The organism is Burkholderia ubonensis subsp. mesacidophila, from assembly GCF_002097715.1.
Lineage (GTDB): Bacteria > Pseudomonadota > Gammaproteobacteria > Burkholderiales > Burkholderiaceae > Burkholderia > Burkholderia mesacidophila.
Map to the genome: position 1 here is coordinate 2,880,998 of NZ_CP020738.1, position 21,319 is coordinate 2,902,316.

Sequence of the window (21,319 nt, forward strand, 5' to 3'; positions counted from 1 at the left end):
GTCGTCAGCGCCCGGCACGCCGCGCTGCCCGATCGACGCAGCGGGCTTCCGTCAACGATCGCATTCAGGACATCACCGTGAACCAACTCTCTTTCGCGCTTGCGCTCTCCACGATAACCCTCGCCGCCTGCTCGAGCGCATCCGGCCCGACGTTCAGCGCTTCCGAGCTGCAGCCGCGCGACGGCGTGCGCACGTACCAGGTCGACTGCCACGGGATCTTCTCCGGCCCGAACACCTGCATGAAGGCCGCACGACACCTCTGCGGCGACCAGCCGGTGCGCACGCTCGATACCGCGAAAGCGCTGCGCGACAACGCCGACCCGGCCACGCTCGTGTTCCAGTGCGGCGCGCCGGAAGCCGCGACGCCGGCGCCGGCCTCGTCGCCCGCGGCAGCGGCAGCGGCGCCCGCCGCCGTCGAACATGTAAATCTCGCCGGCGACGCGCTATTCGCCACCGGGCTGGCGACGCTCACGCCGACCGCCCGCGCCTCGCTCGACGCGTTGCTGGCCAGGCAAGGCGATACGGCCTTCACGCGCGTATCGGTCACCGGCTACACGGATTCGGTCGGCAGCGACGCATCCAATCTCGCGCTGTCGCAGCGGCGCGCGCAAGCCGTCGCCGGCTACCTGAAGTCGCACGGCCTGAACGCCGGCACCGTCGCGGTGACGGGACGCGGCAGCGCCGATCCGGTCGCGTCCAACGCCACGGCGGAAGGCCGCGCGAGCAACCGGCGCGTCGAGATCTCGCTGGAACGCTGATTGCGCGGCGTCGCGCACCGCCCGCGCCGACGCTTCGGAATACGCACGACGGACCCTGGCCCGATCCCGGCGTGCCGCGCGGATCCGCTCGGCCGTCAACGCGGGCAGCAGGAGCCGGCAACGCGCCGGCCTGCGCGGGCCGCGTCGGGGCCGCCCCGACTCCACAAACCGGCGATTTCCGTGCCACAATCGCCGCTGGCGGCCAGCCCGGCAGCGCGTGGCGACGCGTCGGACCGGCTTGGGCCGCCAATGTCGCCATCCGCGCGGCCCGGCCCGTTTCCGCGGGCCGCGCCGCCGCAGGCGCACACGTGACAACCAACGGCCTGCCGGGTCCGCGCGTCGCCATTCGACGCCGCCGGACCGACGGCGCCGCACAGGAATTTTGCTGGTGACGGACATCAATCAAGCCGCCTCGCGCGGCGCCCGCAACGAACGCCCGGCCGTCGGCATCTCGCTGTTCGCGAGAGACGGCCAGGCGATCTGGGAAAACGGCATCCACCAGAACATTGCGTACCTGGCGATGATGCTGAAGCGCTCGGACCGTGTCGGCCCCGTCTACTTCCTGAACGGCGGCGACGCACGCGCGCTGCCCGCCGGGCTCGACCTCGACGGCCTCGACGTGCCGCTCGTGCAGCCGAACGACGTCACGCACGCCCTCGACGTCGTGATCGAGATAGGCGCGCAGCTGCCGGTCGAATGGCTCAAGCACCTGCAGGCGCTCGGCAAGAAGCGCATCGCATGCTTCGTCGGCCATACCTACAGCGGCCTCGCCGAAACGCCGATCTTCGAGAAGCCGTCCGGGCACATCTTCAACGGCGCGCCGTTCGATGAAGTGTGGGTGCTGGAGAAATCGCAAACGATCGACGTGCCGCTGCTGCGCACGCTCACGCGCGCGCCGGTCTACACGATTCCGCACATCTGGTCGCCGTACTTCCTCGACCGCCGCATCGCCGCGCTCGCGAGCGAAGGCGCGACGTTCGGCTACCAGCCGGGCCGCGCGGCCTGGCGGCTCGCGACGCTCGAGCCGAACATCTCGGTCGTCAAGACCTGCCATTACCCGATGCTCGCGTGCGAGGAGCTCTATCGCGCGCGGCCGGAAGCGGTCGAGCACCTGTTCGTCGTCAATTCGATGCACCTGAAGGAACACCCGACCTTCCTGCACTTCGCGAACAGCCTCGACCTCGTCCGCCAGCACAAGGCGACCTTCGAGCCGCGCATCGACCTGCCCGGCTTCATGGCGCGCCATGCGGACGCGGTCGTCTCCCATCACTGGGAGAACCCGCAGAACTATCTGTACTACGACGTGCTGTACGGCGGCTATCCGCTGATCCACAACTCGACGCTGCTCGGCGACGCCGGCTACTACTACCCGGATTTCGATGCGGCGGCGGGCGGCCGCGCGCTGCTCGACGCGTGGCAGCATCACGACGCGCGGCTCGACGATTACCGCAAGAAGGCGGACGCACTGCTGAAGTCCGTCTCGATCGATAACCCCGCGAACCTCGACGCGTTCGTCGCGCGTCTGGTCGCCTGAACCGGAGCAACCGCATGTCGGACACCCAGGCCCGTCAAGCGCCCGGCGAGGGCAAGCGTCTCGTCGTCGGCGTCTCGCTGTATGTGCGCGGCGCTGGCCAGTCGCTGTGGGAAAACGGCATCTTCCAGAACTGCCTGCTGCTGATCCTGCTGCTGCGGCAGTCGCCGCTCGTCGCGGAAGCGGTGATGGTGAACGGCGGCGAGCAAATCGCCGATCCGCAGATGATGCTCGGCGAATGGAACGTGCCGCTGCTGTCGATGGACGACGCGCTGCAGCGCTGCGACGTGCTGATCGAGATGAGCGCGCAGTTCAACGCCGATTACCTGCGCGCGTTCCGCGAGCGCGGCGGCAAGGTGGTGACGATGCGGGTCGGCAACGACTACGTGATCGACATCGAGCGCGCGATGTTCAACAAGCCGTCGGGCTTCCTGTTCTCCGGCGCGCCGTACGACAGCGTGTGGACGATTCCCGAATTCGAGCGCTCGTGCCTGCACTATTACCAGACGGGCCTGCGCGCGCCGGTGACGATCGTGCCGCACATCTGGCATCCAATGCTGTTCGACAAGGCGCGCGCGACGCTCGGGGCCGGCCTCTCGTTCGGCTACCAGCCCGGCAAGCCGCGCTGGCGCGTGACGATGTTCGAGCCGAACATCTGCATGGTGAAGACGAGCATCATCCCGATGCTGGTGACCGAGGAAGCGTATCGCGCGCAGCCGGATTTCCTCGAGATCGTGCGCGTGTGCAACACGCTGCACCTGAAGGACCACACGACGTTCGTCCACTTCGCGAAAAGCCTCGACATCGTCAATCACGGCATCACGACGTTCGAGAGCCGCTATGCGGTGTACGAGTTCATGGCGGCGTTCGGCGACGCGGTGGTGTCGCACACGTGGGAGAACGCGCAGAACTACCTGTACTACGAACTGCTGTACGGCGACTATCCGCTGATCCACAACTCGCCGTTCCTCGGCGACGCCGGGTATTTCTATCCGGACTTCGACTGCCAGGCCGGCGGCCGCGCGCTGCTGAAGGCGTTTGCCGAGCACGATGCGAATCTCGACGCGTATCGTGAACGGTCGAAGCGCGTGCTCGACTCGGTCAGCATCTACAACCCGGACAACGTCGCCGCGTATTCGGACGCGCTCGCGGCGCTCTATCGCGACGCGTGACGCGCCGCCGACGCCGAGGCTGACATGAAGATCAACGTCGCGATAACGATCAACGTGCAGCGCGATGCGGCGCAGTCGATCTGGTACAACGGCGCGAACCAGCACTGCGTGTACCTGTACATGCTGCTGAAGCAGTCGCCGCTCGTCGGCGACGTGTGGCTCGCGCACGACGACGGCGTCGCCGACTATCCGGAAGCGCTGATGATGGGCGAATTACGCGACGCGCTGCGGCCGCTGTCGGCGATCGTCCACCAGACCGACCTGCTGGTCGAGATGAACGCGTTCATTCATCCGAGTCACGCGGACGCGGTCCGGCAGCGCGGCGGCAAGTGCGTGTCGTACCGCTTCGGGAACGACTACGTGATCGCGGTCGAGACGATCAACTTCGGGAAGAACGACTGGCGGCCCAACCCGCATCGCGTCCAGTTCGACGAGATCTGGACCAACCCGCAGCATGCGCACACCTGCGCGGCCTATTTCCAGGCGGTCTACCGCGCGCCGGTGTTCGTGCTGCCGCACATCTGGTCGCCGTACTTCATCGAGCGGAGCCTCGACGCCGATCCCGAGCTGAAGGCGCGCTTCGGCTACCGGAATCACGGTCCGGCCAAGCGCATCGCGTTCTTCGAGCCGAACCTCAACGTCGTCAAGAGCGCGGTCGTGCCGATGCTCGCGGCGAACGCGTGCTACGTCGCCCATCCGGAGCTGGTCGAGCACGTCTACATGACCAACACGTTCGACAAGAAGGAAAACGTCGCCTTCAAGCATCTCGCGCTCGGGCTCGAGATGGTCCGCGACGGCAAGGCGACCGCGGACGTGCGCGCGCCGTTCGTCGCGTGGGCCGCGCATCACACCGACATCGTCGTGTCGCACCATTGGGAAAACGGCCTGAACTACCTGCTGTACGACGCGCTGTACGGCAACTACCCGCTGGTGCACAACTCGCCGTTCCTGCGCGATGTCGGCTACTACTACGCGGACTTCGACATCTTCGACGCGGCGCGGGCAATCGCCACCGCCGCGCAGACCCACGATGCGCGGCTCGACGAGTACGCGCGGGCGGCCCGGCAGTACCTGGCCGGCGTCGATGCGCTCGCGGAGCCCAATGTCCGCGCGCATTCGGAGCGGATTCTCCAACTGTTCGGCGACCGCGCGATCGGCTGACGCGGGGACGCGGGAAGCGCTACCCGCGCACGAGATGCCCGCACGCGTCCATGAACGCCCGCCCCTGCCGCCGCCCCGCGCGCATCAGCAACGCGAAGATGCGCCGCGACGCGCGGCCGTACCGGGCGCCGCCGTTCGCTTGTTGCTCGAGACTGCCGGCGATGCCGCGCGCAATCGCCGATTCACGCCCGTACACGCTCGTCAGAATCCCCGCGCAGTAGTAGCGGGCCGCCAGTTCACGGCTGGCCGGGTCCGGCAGGCGCGCCGCCGCGATACGGCGCGCGACCGCCTCCAGGCCGTCGAGATAGCGGATCAGGTCGACCTGCCGGTCGGCGGATCCGGCGCCCAGGCGGACGAGAATGGCCGCCACCTCCCGGATCGCCGCCGGCTCGCGAATCATCGCCATCCTGCTGTGTTCTTCCACGGCCGCCCCGCTTCTCAAGACTGCGTCAACCCGCCCCGCTTCGTTGCATCGAACCGGTCTCATCGCGCGACATCCGAACGCCGGGAAAAATGATCGCCCTGCGCCCACCGGACGCCGGCGTCGATCACCATCTGCCGGTCGAGCTCGGTCTCCACGCCTTCGACGACGACCTGCCCCGCGGTCTCGTGCGCGAGCGCCACCAGCCGGCGCACCTGATACCGGCCGACCGCGTTGTTCCGGATCATCGACAGCATCGAGCGGTCCAGCTTCACGATGTCCGGTTGACCGACCACGAGGTGGTTCTGCGCGCTGTAGCCCGCGCCGAAATCGTCGATCGCGATCCGGCATCCGGTCTGCCTCACCTGCTGGACGAACGGTCGGCCGGATACCGGGTCGAGCGGCGCGGTTTCCGTGATCTCGAGCACCAGCCGCTGCGCGACCGCCGGCTCGGCGTGGAGCCGGTCGAAGATCGCCTGCCACTGCGCGTCTTCCGTCGCGCTCGACGCCGACACGTTGCAGCCGTAGACGGCTTTCGCATCGGCGCGCAGGCTGTCGATCGTCCTGCCGACCACGAGCTGGTCGAACCAGCACATCAGCCCCATCGACACGAGACGCGGCAGGAACGCGACCGGCCGCAACAGGTCGCGCTGCCCGCGTGCGAGGCGGGCGAGGCATTCGTGGTAGAGCACGCCGCCCGACAGGTCGGTCCTGCAGACGGGCTCGCGCGCAAACGCGAGCCGACGCTCGATGAAGCGGCATACCGCGACGGGGTCGGGATGCGTGGCGGTCGGATCGAACAGCTGGCCGGCGTCGTCATGATTGTTGTGCATCTGCGCCTCAAGGCGAGCGTCGACCGCATACATTCCGGCGCTCCGGGAACCGTCGAGCCGCACGAACCGGCCCATTCCTCACAATAAACGCCGGAGAATGAAAAAATTTCCTCCCGCACCTGGCCAACGAAAATCGATCGAATCGCAAATCCGGCCTTCGCTGGAATACCCGGGAGCCATTCTAGATTTAAGCAAAATCCAATACTGTTAACGATATTAAAATTACATTGATGAAAGCTTTGATTTCTTATTATCCAGCTCGGCGGCTCGCGCTTCATTCATATGACAATACGAATAAAATCATGCCTTTTGCGCAGCGCTCCCGGCATGAACGCGCTCGACCTCACGGGCCCGGAAGATCAACCATTCGTTCATTATGATTTTCAATGAAGGATGATTTTCCGGATTATCAACCGCCACACGCCAGCATTTATAAATGACCGTCTTTGACAGTCTTACAAGGTAGTTAACATTAAAATCAATTCCGACGGACCACCCCCGGATCCGTCAGCTTTGTGCCTTGAAAGCCACCGAGGCCCCCGCCTTCGGTGGTCTTTTTTTCATCTTCCGCTATGCCGCCGTCGCGCCGATCAATTGCGCAAGCAGCGCGTCGTACTCGGCAACGAGCGCCGGGTTCGCGCAGGTATAGCGCCGCAGGATCTCGCGCTGGCGCAATGCGTACCCTTCCCAGTCGTCGTCGTGCGTGCGCAGCGCACGCAGCAGCGCGTCCGCGCCCTGCTGCACGTCGTTGTCCGGATAGTAGTAGCCGAGATCGGGTGCGAGGCTCGCGTTGTGCACGAGCGGATAGCCCTGCCAGCACACGTCGAAGTAGAAGTAGTTGAGCGGGTTCTCCCACTGGTGCGACACGACGACGTCGGTCAGCTCGGACAGGAACGCCGGCGTGTCGAAGCGCCCGACGAAGCTTGCCTTGCCGGCACGCACGACCTCCAGATGGTTCATCAGCATCACGAACTCCTGGCTCTCGCGCGCGAGACGGTCCGCGTTCGTCACGTGCGTGAACGCGATCGCGTCCGGCTCGCGGCGGAACACCTCGTCGATGATCAGCAGCGGATACACGCAGAACTTCACGACGTTGTGGTTCGGCTCCATTACCGTGAGCCGCTTCGCGGGCGTGCCGCTCGGCCGGTATTCGCCATGCCCGGGCAGCGTGCTGGCACGCTCGGCCAGGAACATCGGATCCCAGACGAACGGCACCACGCGCCCCGGGCAGCGGCGCAGCGACTGCAGGAACGGCAGCGACGACGGCGCGATCTGCGGGATCGCCCACACCTCGTCGAAGCCCCGGTTGATGAACAGCGAATCCCACAGCCGGCGGCCGAACAGCATCGATTCCATCGCGTTGATGTACTCGACGCCGCAGCAGTAGCTGACGATCTTCGCGCCGCGCGCCTTCAGGTACGCGGTCTGCGCGGCGTCGATCTGCCCGCCGAGCTCGATCAGCACGTCGAGCGTGTCCTTTGCGTCCGCGAACGCGCGCGTGTCGTACACCGCGCGATCCCACGGCAGCGCGTCGGTCAGCGGCACGTCGGTGGTGTTGACGAGCGTCACGCGGTAGCCGTGCGGCGACGCCATCAGCAGCTTCGCGAGAAACAGCGCGTTCTGCTTGATGCCGTTGATCCACAGGCTTTCGTCGGGGGCGCGCAGGCCGATCGTGATGCCGATGCGCAGGCCGTTCAGGACAACAGGTGACGTCATCGTCGGCAAAGGGGCGTGATGGGTTGTCGGAGTGTAGCGCGCGCGGCGCCGCTCGCGTCAAGCGAGCCTGCGCGCCTGCGCGCCGCGACAGTCTAGCGGATCGCGGGCAGCCAAACTGTCACTTATCGTTAGCACGGCATGCGCGCGGCGATGCCCTGGCACCGGAATAAGCCGGCCCACTCCAACGTTTACCGAATGGGCAACCACGTCCCGAGCGGCAAGCCGGCGGCGTGAATGTGCGCCAGCACACCGATGTGCTGGGTGACGCCGATGACGCGACGTCGAAAACGTCGGGAGATTCATGCGGCCAACCATCATGGACAATCCGCTTCGCTTCGGGGCATTGCTCGCCTGCCTCGCCCTTGCTGCGCCGGCGCTGGCGCAAACGTATGACGAGTTACCCCTGCTGGCCGACGGGACGGACAGCACGAATTGCCGCGCCGTGGTCGGGCAGGCGGAGATCGACGGGACAATGCAGCAGATCGTCGGACGCGCGTGCCTGCAAAGCGACGGCACCTGGCAGATCGTGCAAAGCCCGGATGGCAGCGTGCTGTGGTATCCGGTCGCTGCCTATCCCTATCCCGACCCGTGGTGGTGGGGCCCGCCGTTATTCATCGGCGGGGGCGTGAGCCTGATCTTTGTCGATCGGTTTCATCACTTTCACCACTTCAATCATTTCCATCCGATCAATCACGGCCATTTCGGCGCGCCAATCGGAGCGGGCTTTCATCGCGGCCCGTTCCCCGTCGGCGGTGTGCGTGGCTTCGGTGGTGTAAGGGGATTCGGCGGCATGCATGGGGCCGGCGGCATGCACGGTTTCGGCGGAATGCGCCGGCATTAGGCCAGGCTTTCCTCCAGATTACCGCCAGGCGACGACGAGACCGGCTGTGCGTCGCCTGGCACAAGCATCAACGATCAGGCATCCCGACTACGCCCTCTTCTCCATGCTCATTCTCGTCATGAAGCGTCCTCGCTCATCACGAGCAGTTGCGCGCCGTCGGCGACCTGATCGCCGACGCCGTACAGCACTTCCGCGACGACGCCCGCGCTCGGCGCGCCGATCGTGTGCTCCATCTTCATCGCTTCCATCACGATCAGCGGCGTGCCCGGCTCGACCGCCTGTCCGGCCTCGACCAGCACCGCGATCACCTTGCCCGGCATCGGCGCGGTCAGGCGCCCGCCGCCGTGCTCGGCGTCGCCCGCGTGCGCGAGCAGGTTGCGCCATTCGAACGATTCGGACGCGCCCTGCGTGAACACGTGGAACGTGTCGCCGTCCGCATACACGCGGCCGCTGCTGCGCACGCCGTCGAGCGTCACGTCGAAGTCGAGCGGGCTCGCGCCGCGCGTCCACGCGAACGGCTGCGCCGGCGCGTCGCCGATCGCGAGCCGCTTGCCGGCCGCGTCGTCGTCGACGGTCACGGTGAGGTCCGTCTCGCGATCGATCGCACGCCATTCGAGCGTGCGGCGGTAGCCGGCATTCAGGCGCCAGTTCGACAGCGCCGCCCACGGCGAGCCGCGGTCCGCGAGCGCATCGCGCTCACGCGCGCGCAGCGCCGCGCAGGCGAGCGCGAGCGCCGCGCGCGGCGGCTGTTGCGGCGCGAACAGCGTGTCGTGGTTGCGCTCGATCAGGCCGGTGTCGAGATCGGCCGTCGCGAACGGCTCGCACGCGACGATCCGCTGCAGGAACGCGGCATTCGTATGGAGACCGACCACCTCGCATTCGCGCAGCGCGCGCATCATCCGGCCGAGCGCTTCCTCGCGGTCCGCGCCGTGCACGATCAGCTTCGCGATCATCGGATCGTAGAACGGCGTGATCGCATCGCCCTCGCGCACGCCGCTGTCGACGCGCACCGGCGCGCCGGTCGCGAACTCGACGCCTTCGGCCAAGCGCAGGTGCTTCAGCGTGCCGGTCGACGGCAGGAAGCCGCGCGCGGGGTTCTCCGCGTAAAGGCGCGCCTCGATCGCGTGCCCGCTCACGTGCAGTTGCGCCTGCTGCAAAGGCAGCGGTTCGCCCGCCGCGACGCGCAGTTGCCACTCGACGAGATCGAGGCCCGTCACCATCTCGGTGACCGGATGCTCGACCTGCAGGCGCGTGTTCATCTCCATGAAGTAGAACGCGTCGCCCGTCATGATGAATTCGACGGTGCCCGCGCCGACATAGCCGACCGCGCGCGCGGCCGCGACCGCCGCCTCGCCCATCGCGCGGCGCACGTCGTCGGCCAGGCCCGGCGCCGGCGCTTCCTCGAGCACCTTCTGGTGACGGCGCTGCACCGAACAGTCGCGGTCGAACAGGTAGACCGTATTGCCGTGCGTGTCGCCGAACACCTGCACTTCGACGTGGCGCGGGCGCGTCAGGTACTTCTCGATCAGCACGCGGTCGTTGCCGAAGCTGCTCGCCGCCTCGCGCTGGCACGACGCGAGCGCCGCCGGGAAATCGTCGGAGCGCTCGACGACGCGCATCCCCTTGCCGCCGCCGCCCGCGCTCGCCTTCAGCAGCACCGGGTAGCCGATCGCATCGGCCTCGCGATGCAGCAGCGCCGTATCCTGCGCGTCGCCGTGATAGCCGGGCACGAGCGGCACCGCGGCCACGTGCATCAGCGCCTTCGCGGCGGCCTTCGAGCCCATCGCGGCGATCGCGTCGACCGGCGGCCCGATGAACACGAGGCCGGCCTTTTCGCACGCATGCGCGAAGTCCTCGTTCTCGGACAGGAACCCGTAGCCGGGATGGATCGCCTGCGCGCCGGTCGCGCGCGCGGCTTCGATGATGCGCTCGATGCGCAGGTAGCTGTCGGCGACCGCCGCGCCGCCGATATGCACGGCCTCGTCGCACGCGGCGACGTGCTTCGCGTGCGCATCCGCGTCGGAATAGACGGCGACGCTCGCGATGCCGAGACGCTTGCACGTCGCGGCGACCCGGCAGGCGATTTCGCCGCGGTTGGCGATCAGAATCTTGTCGAACATGGCTTCGATGTCGTCCGGTAAGGGATGGGGTTCGCGCTTCAGTCGTGCGTCATGCCACGCGAAGCGCTGTCGGCTGCCGCAGCCGGTTACGTCAGGTCCGCCATGACGGCGTGCGCTTCTCCAGGAACGCGGCGATGCCCTCGCGCGCTTCCGCGCCCGCGCGGGTCCGCGCGATCCACTCGGCGGTCTGCTCGATCAGCGCCGCGTCGAGCGGACGGCCCGCGACGTCGGCCACGAGCCGCTTGCACGCGCGCACCGCATCGGGCCCGTTCGCGACCAGCGTCGCCGCGAGCTTCTCGACCGTCTCGTCGAGCGCATCGCCCGGCACCGTTTCGTGCACGAAGCCGAGCGCCGCCGCGCGCGCGCTGTCGAACACTTCCGCCGTCGTGAAATAGCGCCGCGCCGCGCGCTCGCCCATCGCGCGCACCACATACGGCGCGATCGTCGCCGGGATCAGCCCGAGCCGCGCTTCGGACAGGCAGAACTTCGCGCCGTCCGCCACGATCGCGATGTCGGCAGCGGCCACGAGACCGACGCCGCCCGCATACGCATCGCCATGCACGCGCGCGATCACCGGCTTGCCGCAGCGGTGGATCGCCTCGAGCATCCGCGCGAGCTTGCGCGCGTCGGCACGGTTCTCGTCGTCCGAGTAGCCGGCCATCTTCTTCATCCAGTTCAGGTCCGCGCCCGCGCAGAACGCGGGGCCTTCCGCCGCGAGCACCACCGCGCGCACGCCCGCGTGCGCGTCGAGCCATTCGAACGCGGTCGTCAGCTCGGCGATCATCGTCTCGTTGAACGCGTTGCGCACGTCGGGGCGCGCCAGCGTGACGGTGGCGACGCGGTTTGCTTCGGATACCTTGATGGTTTCGTATCGCATCGTCCGCTCCTTGCTCGTTACATCCGGAACACGCCGAAGCGCGTCTCGTCGATCGGCGCGTTCATCGACGCGGCGAGGCCCAGGCCCAGCACGTCGCGCGTCTGCGCGGGGTCGATCACGCCGTCGTCCCACAGCCGCGCGCTCGCGTAGTACGGATGCCCCTGGCGCTCGTACTGGTCGCGAATCGGCTGCTTGAACGCCTCTTCGTCCTCGGTCGACCACGCGCCGCCCTTCGCCTCGATGCCGTCGCGGCGCACCGTCGCGAGCACCGACGCGGCCTGCTCGCCGCCCATCACCGAGATCCGCGCGTTCGGCCACATCCACATGAAACGCGGGCCGAACGCACGGCCGCACATCCCGTAGTTGCCCGCGCCGAACGAGCCGCCGATGATCACCGTGAACTTCGGCACCTTCGCGTTCGACACGGCCGTCACCATCTTCGCGCCATGCCGCGCGATCCCTTCGTTCTCGTACTTGCGGCCGACCATGAAACCCGTGATGTTCTGCAGGAACACGAGCGGGATCTTGCGCTGGCAGCACAGCTCGATGAAATGCGCGCCCTTCACCGCCGATTCGGAAAACAGGATGCCGTTGTTCGCGACGATCCCGACCGGATGGCCCCAGATGTGCGCGAAGCCCGTGACGAGCGTCGTGCCGTAGCGCGCCTTGAACTCGTCGAACTCGGAATCGTCGACGATGCGCGCGATCACCTCGCGCACGTCGAACGGCTTGCGCGTGTCGACGGGAATCACGCCGTACAGGCTCCGCGCGTCGTAGCGCGGCGGCTTCGGCTCGCGCAGCGTCACCGGCGACGCGATCTTCGGCGCGAGGTGATCGACGATATTGCGCGCGATCGACAGCGCATGCGCGTCGTTCTGCGCGAGATGGTCCGCGACGCCCGACAGGCGCGTGTGCACGTCGCCGCCGCCGAGATCCTCGGCGCTCACCTCCTCGCCGGTGGCCGCCTTCACGAGCGGCGGGCCGCCGAGGAAAATCGTCCCCTGGTTCTTCACGATGATCGACTCGTCGCTCATCGCCGGCACGTACGCGCCGCCGGCCGTGCACGAGCCCATCACGACCGCGATCTGCGCGATGCCCGCCGCCGACATCGTCGCCTGGTTGTAGAAGATGCGGCCGAAGTGGTCGCGGTCGGGGAACACGTCGTCCTGGTTCGGCAGGTTCGCGCCGCCCGAATCGACGAGATACACGCACGGCAGGCGGTTTTCCGCGGCGATCTCCTGCGCGCGCACGTGCTTCTTCACGGTGACCGGGTAGTAGGTGCCGCCCTTGACCGTCGCGTCGTTGCAGACGATCACGCACTCGCGGCCCGCGATCCGGCCGATGCCGGTGATGATCCCCGCGCCCGGCGCGTCATCGTTGTACATGCCGTTCGCCGCGAGCTGCGACAGCTCGAGGAACGGCGTGCCAGGATCGAGCAGCTGCGCGATGCGATCGCGCGGCAGCAGCTTGCCTCGCGACAGGTGCTTGTCGCGCGCGGCAGGGCCGCCGCCCTGCGAAAGCTGTTCGATCTTCGCGCGCAGGTCGGCGACGACCGCCTCGAGCGCCGCGGTATTCGCGCGGAATTCTTCCGAGCGCGGGTTCAGCTTGGATTCGATGATCGGCATCGACGGGGCTCCGTTCGCGTGGCGTGGACGTTACAGCGTTTCCGCGAACAGCTCGCGGCCGATCAGCATCCGGCGGATCTCGCTCGTGCCGGCGCCGATTTCGTAGAGCTTCGCGTCGCGCCACAGGCGGCCGACCGGGTATTCGTTGATGTAGCCGTTGCCGCCGAGGATCTGGATCGCCTCGCCCGCCATCCACGTCGCCTTCTCGGCCGTGTAGAGGATCACGCCCGCGCAGTCCTTGCGCACCTGGCGAATGTGGTCGCTGCCCGCCGAGTCGAGATGGCGGCCGACCGCGTACAGGTAGGCGCGGCACGCCTGGAACGTCGTGTACATGTCGGCGACCTTGCCCTGGATCAGCTGGAATTCGCCGATCGCCTGGCCGAACTGCTTGCGGTCGTGGATGTACGGCACGACCGCGTCGAGACACGCGGCCATGATGCCCGTCGGGCCGCCCGACAGCACCGCGCGCTCGTAGTCGAGGCCGCTCATCAGCACCTTCACGCCGCCGTTGAGCTGGCCGAGGATGTTCTCTTCCGGCACCTCGACGTCCTGGAACACCAGCTCGCCCGTGTGCGAGCCGCGCATCCCGAGCTTGTCGAGCTTCTGCGCGACCGAGAAGCCCTTCATCCCCTTCTCGACGATGAACGCGGTGATGCCGCGCGGGCCCGCGTCGAGGTCCGTCTTCGCGTAGACGACGAGCGTGTCGCAGTCGGGACCGTTGGTGATCCACATCTTCGTGCCGTTCAGCACGTAGCGGTCGCCGCGCTTGTCCGCGCGCAGCTTCATGCTGACGACGTCGGAGCCGGCGTTCGGCTCGCTCATCGCGAGCGCGCCGATGTGCTCGCCCGACACGAGCTTCGGCAGGTATTTCTGCTTCTGCGCTTCGGTGCCGTTGCGGTGGATCTGGTTCACGCACAGGTTCGAGTGCGCGCCGTACGACAGGCCGATCGACGCGGACGCGCGCGAGATTTCCTCCATCGCGACCATGTGCGCGACGTAGCCCATGTTCGCGCCGCCGTATTCTTCCGAGACGGTCATCCCGAGCACGCCCAGGTCGCCGAACTTCTTCCACAGATCCATCGGGAACTGGTCGGTGCGATCGACTTCCGCCGCGCGCGGCGCGATTTCCTTCGCCGCGAAATTCGCGACGGCGTCGCGCAGCATCTCGATGTCTTCACCGAGCATGAATTGCACGCCGGGCAAGTTGATCATGTCTCCTCCGTCTCCAGAAAATGCGTTGCACGCACCGATTTCTGAGTTTTGCTCAAAACCGGTTGTCGCGCCGATTCGTTAGCCAATACTGCGGAAATTTTGCGTAGTGTCGCGCTTCGCGCAGGACGTCGTCAATAGTTTTTTGAGTGACACTCAGATATCATGGCCCGATGACAGCCGTGTATCCGACCGACACCATGACCGACACCGTCAAGGCCGAACGCGCCGACGCGCCCCGCGCGCCCGCCGGCCGCAAATCGCAGCAGCGCGTGCAGGACATCCTGCGCGCCGGACGTGAAGTGTTCGCCGAAAAGGGCTACGAGCACGCGACCGCCGCCGAGATCGCGCAGCGGGTCGGCGTGTCCGAGGCGACCGTGTTCAGCTATTTCCGCGGCAAGCGCGAGCTGTGCGCGCGGGTGATCGCGGACTGGTATGACGAAATCATCGCGGCGTTCGAGCAGGGGATGCCGCAGGATGCGCCGGTGCAGCAGCAGTTCGCGTTCATCGTGCGCACCCACCTGCGGCTGATGCTCGTGAACGGCACCGGGCTGTGCGCGCTCGTGCTGTCGGAGGGGCGCGCGAAGCAGCACGCGCTGAGCGACGAGCTGACCGCGCTGCAGCGGCGCTACACGGCGCCGCTGATGGACGTGCTCGCGCGCGGGCAGGCGGCCGGCCAGGTGCGCACCGACATGCCGCTGAGCCTGCTGCGCTCGATGGTGTTCGGGCCGATGGAGCACGTGCTGTGGGACGCGATCCTCGGGCACCGGAAGCTCGATACGGAAACGACGGCCGCGCACCTGGTCGACATGCTGTGGGCGGCCGTGCAGCCGCCGGCGCCGGAACAGGCGGCGCTCGTGCGGTTCAGGAACGAGGTGGCGGAGGCCGTGCAGCGGCTGGAAGGGAACGGCGCGCGCGCGTGAGCGCGCAATATCGTCGCTACACGAAAGGTTTCAGCGGAAACGGCCGCCGCGCAACGGCCACTCGAGCCGGCACCCTGCTTTCGATCGTGTAATCTTTTATTGCAAATGATTCTCATTAGCAATATGATGCCGCCTCCGGTCGCCCAAGCGCCGGCATTCCCTTACCCGATCCTTAGTACTCCATTCGTCACCGATTCATGCATGTCCGCCGAACGTCCCGGCGCACCGGCGCCTTCCGCCCGTTGCGCACGAGCCTGCCCGCCCTGATCACGTTGTGCGTCGCGAGCGGCGCGCATGCCGCCGCCGGCGAAACCGCCGCCCCGGTCTCTTCGACTTCCCCCGCCGCCCCCGACCTGCCGACGATCAGCGTCAACGCATCGGCCGTCGGCGACCCGACGATCGGCTACCAGCCGCGCACCACGTCCGTCGCGGGCGCGCAGGACACGCCGCTCGAGAAGATCCCGCAATCCGTCGCCGTCGTCAGCAGCACGGTGATGCAGGACCAGCAGGCCCGTTCGCTCGACGACGTGCTCGGCAACATCAGCGGCGTCACGCAGACGAACACGCTCGGCGGCACGCGCGACGCGTTCATCAAGCGCGGCTTCGGCTCGAACAACGACGGCTCCGTGCTCGTCGACGGCATGCGCACGCCGGTGCTGCACAGCTATCTCGCGACGATCGACCGCGTCGAAGTGCTGAAGGGCCCCGCGTCGCTGCTGTACGGCATGCAGGACCCCGGCGGCGTGATCAACCTCGTCACGCGCAAGCCGGAAGACACGTTCGGCGGCTCGCTCTCCGCGACGCGCACGAGCCACGGCGGCGCGGGCGCGACGTTCGATCTCACCGGCCCGCTCGGCAAGCCCGGCCAGGTCGCGGGCGGCACGCTCGCGTTCCGCCTGACCGGCGAATACGACACGAGCCGCTACTGGCGCACCTTCGGCCGCACCCGCGACGCGCTGATCGCGCCCGCGCTGTCGTGGCACGACGCGAATACGTCGATCGACGTCAGCTACCAGTACGTCGACTACACGACGCCGTTCGATCGCGGCGCCGCGCTCGTCAACGGCCGCCTCGATGATGCGCTGCGCTATCGCCGCTACGAGGAAGCGTGGTCGCAGAGCAGCGGCATCCAGGAGACGTTCCGCGCGCGCGTCGAGCATCGCCTGTCCGACGCGTGGCGGCTGCGCGCGACCTACGGCTGGGGCCGCGACCGCTACGCGCAATACATCACGCGCGCCACCGGCCTGAACAGCGCGACGGGCGCGATGATGCGCTCGTCCGACGCGAACCTCGGGCGCAACGATTCGGACCAGATCGCGACGCTCGGCCTGCTCGGCAACGTGACGCTCGCGGGGATGAAGCACGCGCTCTACGTCGGCGGCGAATACGAGCGGCAGCGCAGCTTCCGCGGCGACACGATCCGCGGCAAGGCGACGCCCGGCTTCAACCTGTTCGATCCGGTCTACGGCCTGCTCGCGCCCGGCGGCATGCCGAGCACGACGCAAAGCGACAACCTGTCGAAGGTGCACGCGTACTCGATCGTCCTGCAGGACTCGGTGAACCTGACCGAACGGCTCACCGCGGTGGCCGGGTTGCGCTGGGAGGACTGGCAGCAGGAATCCGGGATGGGGCGGCCGTTCGTGTTCGCGGACCGCTCGCACGGGCACGTGTGGCTGCCGCAGTTCGGGCTCGCTTATGCGATCACGCCGGCGCTGACCGCGTATGCGAACGTGAGCCGCTCGTTCAAGCCGAACGTGTCGTCGAACGCCGCCGCGCCGCTCGCGCCGGAATTCGGCCGCGTGGTCGAGGCCGGGCTCAAGTTCAGCCTCAGGCCCGCGATCACCGGCACGCTCGCGGTCTACCAGATCGACAAGCGCAACGTCGCGGTGTCCGTCGACAACGTGACGTCGACGATCGGCACCGCGCGCTCGCGCGGGATCGAACTCGACGTCGCGGGGCAGCTCACGCGCCACTGGAGCCTGATCGGCAGTTACGCATACACGAACGCGAACGACCGCGAGGCCAACCAGCCGCTGATCAATTCGCGCACCACACCGGCAGCCTGTTCGCCGTGTACGACACAGCCATCGCGAACCTGCCGGGCCGCTGGCGCTTCGGCGGCGGCGCGCGCTTCGTCGGCGCGCGGCCCGGCGATACGGCGAACCGCTTCACGCTGCCCGGCTACGTGAGCGTCGACGCGTTCGCGGCCTACGAGACGACGATCGGCAAGTTCCCGACGCGCATCCAGCTCAACGTGAAGAACCTGCTCGACAAGACCTACTACCCGTCGAGCAACAACAACCTGATCGTCGCGGTCGGCGAGCCGCGCCTCGTCACGCTGACGACGACCGTGTCGTTCTGACGGTCTCGAATGGCGGGCGCCCGCCGCGCCCCATTCATCCGAACAATCATCGGACCCTCGAATAGCTTCCATCCGATTTTGCGATTTCCGCTCGCGATCGTGCCCCTCTAGACTGGCTGCGCAATAGCGACTGCCAGACAACAACCTCATCGGGGGACACGTCATGACCGAGCGGCATGCGCGCCGCAGCGCGCTGAAGACATTCGGCCTCGCGGCCGGCACGGCCATCCTGGGGGCCGCGAGCCGAACGCAGGCAGCACAGTCCGACACCGGATCACTGCTGCCCGGGGGCGGCGCCCGCCTCGCGGACCTCACGCGCCGCCTGGCCGCCACGCCAAGGCGGCGCGACTTCAAGACGGTGCCGATGATCCTCGAGCATCCCGACCAATGGGACCACGCGGCGTTGTCCGAAGTAATCGGCTATCGCGGCGGCCCGAAGCAGGCCTGGGACAACACCGAGCTCGGCGGCCCGTGGCTGAACCTGATGCGCAATGCGCTGAACGCGCAGGTCTGGTCGTTCCGGCACCCGGATTTCCTGGTCGTGTCGGCGACGCACGGCAGCGCGCATCTCGCGCTGTACGACCAGGCCGCGTGGGACAAGTACGGGCTCGCGAAACTGGCCGGCGACGCGTTCCCGGCCAACACGCTGCTCGACGCGAAGCCCGCGCAGTCGCAGGGCGCGCAGGATCACGAAAGCGCCCGCGGCGCGTTTTCCGCGCACGACAACAGCATTGCGGCGCTGCTGCAGCGCGGCGTCGTGTTCCTGTCGTGCCACAACGCGATCTGGGAGCTCGCCGAACGGCTCGACGGCGCAAACGCGAACCCGGACAAGCTGCCGCTCGACGCGCTCGCCGCCGACCTGACCAATCACGTGATCCCGAGCGCGATCATCACGCCCGGCGCGGTCGGCACGCTGCCCGAACTGCAGCGCGTCGGCTTCTCGTACGCGAAATGAGGATCGACATGGCCTCTCTCCACACGCCCGCACGGCCGCGCCGGACCCGCCGCATCCTGCATGCGATGCTGGCGGGCTGGCTGTGCGTCGCCGCCCCCGCCGCATTTCCCGCGCCCGCACAACAGACCGACATCTTCCCGCCGTGGCAGCACGGCCGGAACAACGACGCGTTGCATCGCGGCCTCGAATTCACGGTGCCGCAAGTCGACGTGCTCGCCGACTTCCACGGCGACCTGAGCGCGCCGAAGCTCGTGCTGTTCGTCGGCGGCAACTATTTCTTCGTGATGGCGCCGCTCGTCGCGAAGTTCGAGGAGGATCACCCCGAATACCGCGGCAAGATCTTCTGGGAAACGATTCCGCCCGGCCTGCTCGTCACGCAGATCAAGGCCGGCGGCACGATCACCGTCGGCAACATGACGTGGACGGTCAAGCCCGACGCGTATTTCGCCGGCCTTGGGCAAGTCAACGCGCTGATCGCCGACGGCACGCTGACGGGCCCCGCCGTGCCGTACGTGACGAACCAGCTGACGATCATGGTGCGCGCGGGCAACCCGGCGCGCATCGCGTCGCTGAACGATCTCGCGAAGCCGGCGCTGCGGCTCGCGATGCCGAACCCGGCATTCGAAGGCGTCGCGCGGCAGATCAAGGCGTCGCTCGTGAAGGCGGGCGGCGACGCGCTCGCGCGCGCCGTCTACGAGGACAAGGTGCAAGCCGGCACGGCCGAGCTGACCCGCATCCACCATCGCGAGACGGCGTTGTTCCTGATGCAGGGGCGCGCCGATGCGGGCGTGCTGTGGAAATCCGAAGCGATCTTCCACGAACAGGCCGGGCATCCGCTCGCGCACGTCGACATTCCCGCCGGCCAGAACACCACCGAGATCTATGCGGGCGCGCTGGTCGATGGCGCGCCGCATCCGGAAGCGGCTCGCCAGTGGCTCGCGTTCATCCGGTCGCCCGACGCGTTCCGGATCTTCCAGCGATACGGCTTCGGCCGGTACGATGCGGCATCGGCGCCGGCCACGAGCACCGGCAATGGTGCGAGCACGGGGACGGCTATCGACACCGGCACGCAAGCAGCGCCGCGCAATCAAGCCGACTCGAGCTGAGCGCCCCCGCCGCACAACGACACAACGCGACCCCGCAATGGAGGAGACTTGAACGATTCGATCGTGACGCCGCGCCGCCGCTTCATCTGCGCGTGGCTGACCGCGACCGGCCTGCTGTCGGCCATGTCCGGCGCCCACGCCGACGACGCGGCGCTCGGCAAGACCATCGCGACCCAAGGCACGGCAGCCGGCGTCGCCGCCTGCATCGGCTGCCACGGCGCGAACGGCGAAGGCAACGCGGCGGCCGCGTTCCCGCGTCTGGCAGGTGTGCCGGCCGCCTATCTGTCCGCGCAGCTGGCCGCGTTCGCGGACGGCAGCCGCCCGAATCCCGTCATGCAGCCGATGGCGAAAGGGCTGTCCGCCCACGAGCGCAACGCGGTGTCGGCATACTTCGCGTCGCTGCCCGCGCCGCCCGGCATCGCGGCCAGGGACGATACGCCGGCCGCGCCGTCGGACACCGGCGCATGGCTCGCGACGCGCGGACGCTGGACGCAGGGGCTGCCCGCCTGCGCGCAATGCCACGGGCCCGGCGGCATCGGCGTGGGCAGCGCGTTTCCGCCGCTGGCCGGCCAGCCGGCCGCCTATCTCGCGAACCAGCTGCACGGCTGGAAACACGGCGCGCGCCCGCCCGGGCCGATGGCGCTGATGCAGCGCGTCGCGAGCAAGCTGTCCGACGCCGACATCGACGCGGTGACCGCCTATTACGCCCGCACCGGCGCGCCGTCGGCCGGTTCGGCATCGCAAGGAGGCCAACAATGACCGATCGATTCCGCCCGTATCGCCGCGCGCTGGCCGCCCTGCTGGGCGCAGCCGCCTGCGGGCCGGCGTTCGCCGCGGCCGATCCGTCGGCCGCGTCCGCCCCTGCCGCAACAACCGCCGTCGCAGCCGCGACGCCCACGCCCGCGCAGCCGTTCACCCCACCCGCTGAATCCGCGCTGCCCGACGACGAATTCGGCAAGACCGTGAAGCTCGGCGAACGGATCTTCATGCACACGCCCGAGTTCGCGGGCAAATACGTCGGCAACCCGCTCACCTGCGCGAGCTGCCATCTCGACGCCGGCCGCCGCGCGGATTCGAGCCCGATGTGGGGCGCGTATCCGCTGTATCCCGCCTACCGCATCAAGAACGGCCACGTGAACACGTTCGCCGAACGCCTGCAGGGGTGCTTTCGCTACAGCATGAACGGCAAGGCGCCACCGAACGGCGACCCGATCCTGGTCGCGCTCGAAACCTACGCGTACTGGCTCGCGAAGGGCGCGCCGATCGGCGGCAAGCTGCCCGGCCAGGGCTTTCCGAAACTGCCGCCGCCCGCGCTGAAACCCGACTATGCGCGCGGCGCCGCCGTCTACGCGCAGCATTGCGCGCTGTGCCACGGCGCCGACGGACAGGGGCAGTCGAGCGGCGGCAAGACGGTGTTCCCGCCGCTGTGGGGCGCGCGCTCGTTCAACTGGGGCGCGGGCATGGGCGACATCCGCAACGCGGCCGGGTTCATCAAGGCCAACATGCCGCTCGGGCTCGGCGGCACGCTGACCGACCAGCAGGCGTGGGACGTCGCGACCTTCATGGACAGCCACGAACGGCCGCAGGATCCGCGCTTCACGAGGTCGGTCGAGGCCACGCGCGCGCGCTTTCACGACAACCCCGACTCGATGTACGGGCGGACCGTGAACGGACGCGTGCTAGGCGCACCCGGCCCGCACTGACGCGGG

Annotated in this window: 17 protein-coding genes and 1 pseudogene; 11 read left to right on the forward strand and 7 right to left on the reverse strand. The window is 68.1% G+C overall.

All coding sequences use genetic code 11. From position 1 onward, the window contains the following. Positions 1–77 precede the first annotated feature (77 nt). The 4 genes from B7P44_RS30520 to B7P44_RS30535 all read left to right on the forward strand — a co-directional run bounded on the left by B7P44_RS30520 (position 78) and on the right by B7P44_RS30535 (position 4,622). Complete coding sequence (locus B7P44_RS30520; RefSeq protein ID WP_084909561.1) at positions 78–758, forward strand: OmpA family protein; 681 nt, start codon at positions 78–80, stop codon at positions 756–758. Positions 759–1,146: 388 nt separating this feature from the next. Then, positions 1,147–2,292 (forward strand): DUF2827 domain-containing protein, encoded by a 1,146-nt coding sequence (locus tag B7P44_RS30525; protein ID WP_084910120.1) that lies wholly within the window; start codon positions 1,147–1,149, stop codon positions 2,290–2,292. A 14-nt stretch (positions 2,293–2,306) separates the two neighbouring features. Beyond that, on the forward strand, positions 2,307–3,461 hold the full coding sequence (locus B7P44_RS30530; protein WP_084909562.1) for a DUF2827 domain-containing protein: 1,155 nt from the start codon (positions 2,307–2,309) through the stop codon (positions 3,459–3,461). Between the two features lie 24 nt (positions 3,462–3,485). Then, positions 3,486–4,622, forward strand: a complete 1,137-nt coding sequence (locus tag B7P44_RS30535) for a DUF2827 family protein (protein ID WP_084909563.1) — start codon at positions 3,486–3,488, stop codon at positions 4,620–4,622. 19 nt (positions 4,623–4,641) lie between these two features. Here B7P44_RS30535 and B7P44_RS30540 read toward each other — a convergent pair whose 3' ends face one another. From B7P44_RS30540 to B7P44_RS30550, 3 genes are all read right to left on the reverse strand, one after another. Continuing rightward, entirely contained in the window at positions 4,642–5,028 is a 387-nt protein-coding gene (locus B7P44_RS30540) for a hypothetical protein (protein WP_084909564.1), read from the reverse strand. A 77-nt stretch (positions 5,029–5,105) separates the two neighbouring features. Continuing rightward, positions 5,106–5,909, reverse strand: coding sequence for an EAL domain-containing protein (locus tag B7P44_RS30545; protein WP_084910121.1), 804 nt, complete (start codon positions 5,907–5,909; stop codon positions 5,106–5,108). Between the two features lie 537 nt (positions 5,910–6,446). Beyond that, the gene (locus B7P44_RS30550) at positions 6,447–7,592 is read right to left on the reverse strand and encodes a DUF2827 domain-containing protein (RefSeq protein ID WP_084909565.1); all 1,146 of its coding nucleotides are present in this window, start codon (positions 7,590–7,592) and stop codon (positions 6,447–6,449) included. Between the two features lie 316 nt (positions 7,593–7,908). On the opposite strand from B7P44_RS30550, the gene B7P44_RS30555 reads away from it, so the two are divergent. Further along, on the forward strand, positions 7,909–8,433 hold the full coding sequence (locus B7P44_RS30555; protein WP_084909566.1) for a hypothetical protein: 525 nt from the start codon (positions 7,909–7,911) through the stop codon (positions 8,431–8,433). A gap of 116 nt (positions 8,434–8,549) precedes the next feature. On the opposite strand, the gene B7P44_RS30560 is transcribed toward B7P44_RS30555, so the two are convergent. The 4 genes from B7P44_RS30560 to B7P44_RS30575 form a co-directional block, all read right to left on the reverse strand. Then, complete coding sequence (locus B7P44_RS30560) at positions 8,550–10,553, reverse strand: acetyl-CoA carboxylase biotin carboxylase subunit (protein WP_084909567.1); 2,004 nt, start codon at positions 10,551–10,553, stop codon at positions 8,550–8,552. A 91-nt stretch (positions 10,554–10,644) separates the two neighbouring features. After that, positions 10,645–11,430, reverse strand: coding sequence for an enoyl-CoA hydratase/isomerase family protein (locus tag B7P44_RS30565; protein WP_084909568.1), 786 nt, complete (start codon positions 11,428–11,430; stop codon positions 10,645–10,647). A 17-nt stretch (positions 11,431–11,447) separates the two neighbouring features. Continuing rightward, complete coding sequence (locus B7P44_RS30570) at positions 11,448–13,055, reverse strand: carboxyl transferase domain-containing protein (protein ID WP_084909569.1); 1,608 nt, start codon at positions 13,053–13,055, stop codon at positions 11,448–11,450. A 30-nt stretch (positions 13,056–13,085) separates the two neighbouring features. Further along, positions 13,086–14,267 (reverse strand): isovaleryl-CoA dehydrogenase, encoded by a 1,182-nt coding sequence (locus B7P44_RS30575; protein ID WP_084909570.1) that lies wholly within the window; start codon positions 14,265–14,267, stop codon positions 13,086–13,088. 170 nt (positions 14,268–14,437) lie between these two features. Here B7P44_RS30575 and B7P44_RS30580 point away from each other — a divergent pair, with 170 nt between their 5' ends. The 6 genes and pseudogenes from B7P44_RS30580 (at position 14,438) to B7P44_RS30605 (ending at position 21,313) form a co-directional block, all read left to right on the forward strand. Next, on the forward strand, positions 14,438–15,187 hold the full coding sequence (locus B7P44_RS30580) for a TetR/AcrR family transcriptional regulator (RefSeq protein ID WP_084909571.1): 750 nt from the start codon (positions 14,438–14,440) through the stop codon (positions 15,185–15,187). Between the two features lie 197 nt (positions 15,188–15,384). Next, positions 15,385–17,549 (forward strand): annotated as a pseudogene (locus B7P44_RS30585) (TonB-dependent siderophore receptor). 163 nt (positions 17,550–17,712) lie between these two features. Continuing rightward, on the forward strand, positions 17,713–18,504 hold the full coding sequence (tetH, locus tag B7P44_RS30590; RefSeq protein WP_084909572.1) for a thiosulfate dehydrogenase: 792 nt from the start codon (positions 17,713–17,715) through the stop codon (positions 18,502–18,504). Between the two features lie 8 nt (positions 18,505–18,512). After that, complete coding sequence (locus B7P44_RS30595; protein ID WP_084909573.1) at positions 18,513–19,610, forward strand: molybdate ABC transporter substrate-binding protein; 1,098 nt, start codon at positions 18,513–18,515, stop codon at positions 19,608–19,610. 63 nt (positions 19,611–19,673) lie between these two features. Beyond that, the gene (locus B7P44_RS30600) at positions 19,674–20,369 is read left to right on the forward strand and encodes a c-type cytochrome (protein ID WP_456264004.1); all 696 of its coding nucleotides are present in this window, start codon (positions 19,674–19,676) and stop codon (positions 20,367–20,369) included. Further along, positions 20,366–21,313 (forward strand): c-type cytochrome, encoded by a 948-nt coding sequence (locus B7P44_RS30605; protein ID WP_084909575.1) that lies wholly within the window; start codon positions 20,366–20,368, stop codon positions 21,311–21,313. The genes B7P44_RS30600 and B7P44_RS30605 overlap by 4 nt, the downstream gene beginning before the upstream one ends. Positions 21,314–21,319: the final 6 nt, after the last annotated feature.

Coding starts and splice junctions, on each gene's coding strand:
- B7P44_RS30560 (WP_084909567.1), bottom strand. CDS start 10,553: ATGTTCGACAAGATTCTGATCGCCAACCGCGGCGAAATCGCCTGCCGG.
- B7P44_RS30540 (WP_084909564.1), bottom strand. CDS start 5,028: ATGGCGATGATTCGCGAGCCGGCGGCGATCCGGGAGGTGGCGGCCATT.
- B7P44_RS30535 (WP_084909563.1), top strand. CDS start 3,486: ATGAAGATCAACGTCGCGATAACGATCAACGTGCAGCGCGATGCGGCG.
- B7P44_RS30555 (WP_084909566.1), top strand. CDS start 7,909: ATGGACAATCCGCTTCGCTTCGGGGCATTGCTCGCCTGCCTCGCCCTT.
- B7P44_RS30575 (WP_084909570.1), bottom strand. CDS start 14,267: ATGATCAACTTGCCCGGCGTGCAATTCATGCTCGGTGAAGACATCGAG.
- B7P44_RS30595 (WP_084909573.1), top strand. CDS start 18,513: ATGGCCTCTCTCCACACGCCCGCACGGCCGCGCCGGACCCGCCGCATC.
- B7P44_RS30580 (WP_084909571.1), top strand. CDS start 14,438: ATGACAGCCGTGTATCCGACCGACACCATGACCGACACCGTCAAGGCC.
- B7P44_RS30565 (WP_084909568.1), bottom strand. CDS start 11,430: ATGCGATACGAAACCATCAAGGTATCCGAAGCAAACCGCGTCGCCACC.
- B7P44_RS30605 (WP_084909575.1), top strand. CDS start 20,366: ATGACCGATCGATTCCGCCCGTATCGCCGCGCGCTGGCCGCCCTGCTG.
- B7P44_RS30570 (WP_084909569.1), bottom strand. CDS start 13,055: ATGCCGATCATCGAATCCAAGCTGAACCCGCGCTCGGAAGAATTCCGC.
- B7P44_RS30545 (WP_084910121.1), bottom strand. CDS start 5,909: ATGTATGCGGTCGACGCTCGCCTTGAGGCGCAGATGCACAACAATCAT.
- B7P44_RS30550 (WP_084909565.1), bottom strand. CDS start 7,592: ATGACGTCACCTGTTGTCCTGAACGGCCTGCGCATCGGCATCACGATC.
- B7P44_RS30530 (WP_084909562.1), top strand. CDS start 2,307: ATGTCGGACACCCAGGCCCGTCAAGCGCCCGGCGAGGGCAAGCGTCTC.
- tetH (WP_084909572.1), top strand. CDS start 17,713: ATGACCGAGCGGCATGCGCGCCGCAGCGCGCTGAAGACATTCGGCCTC.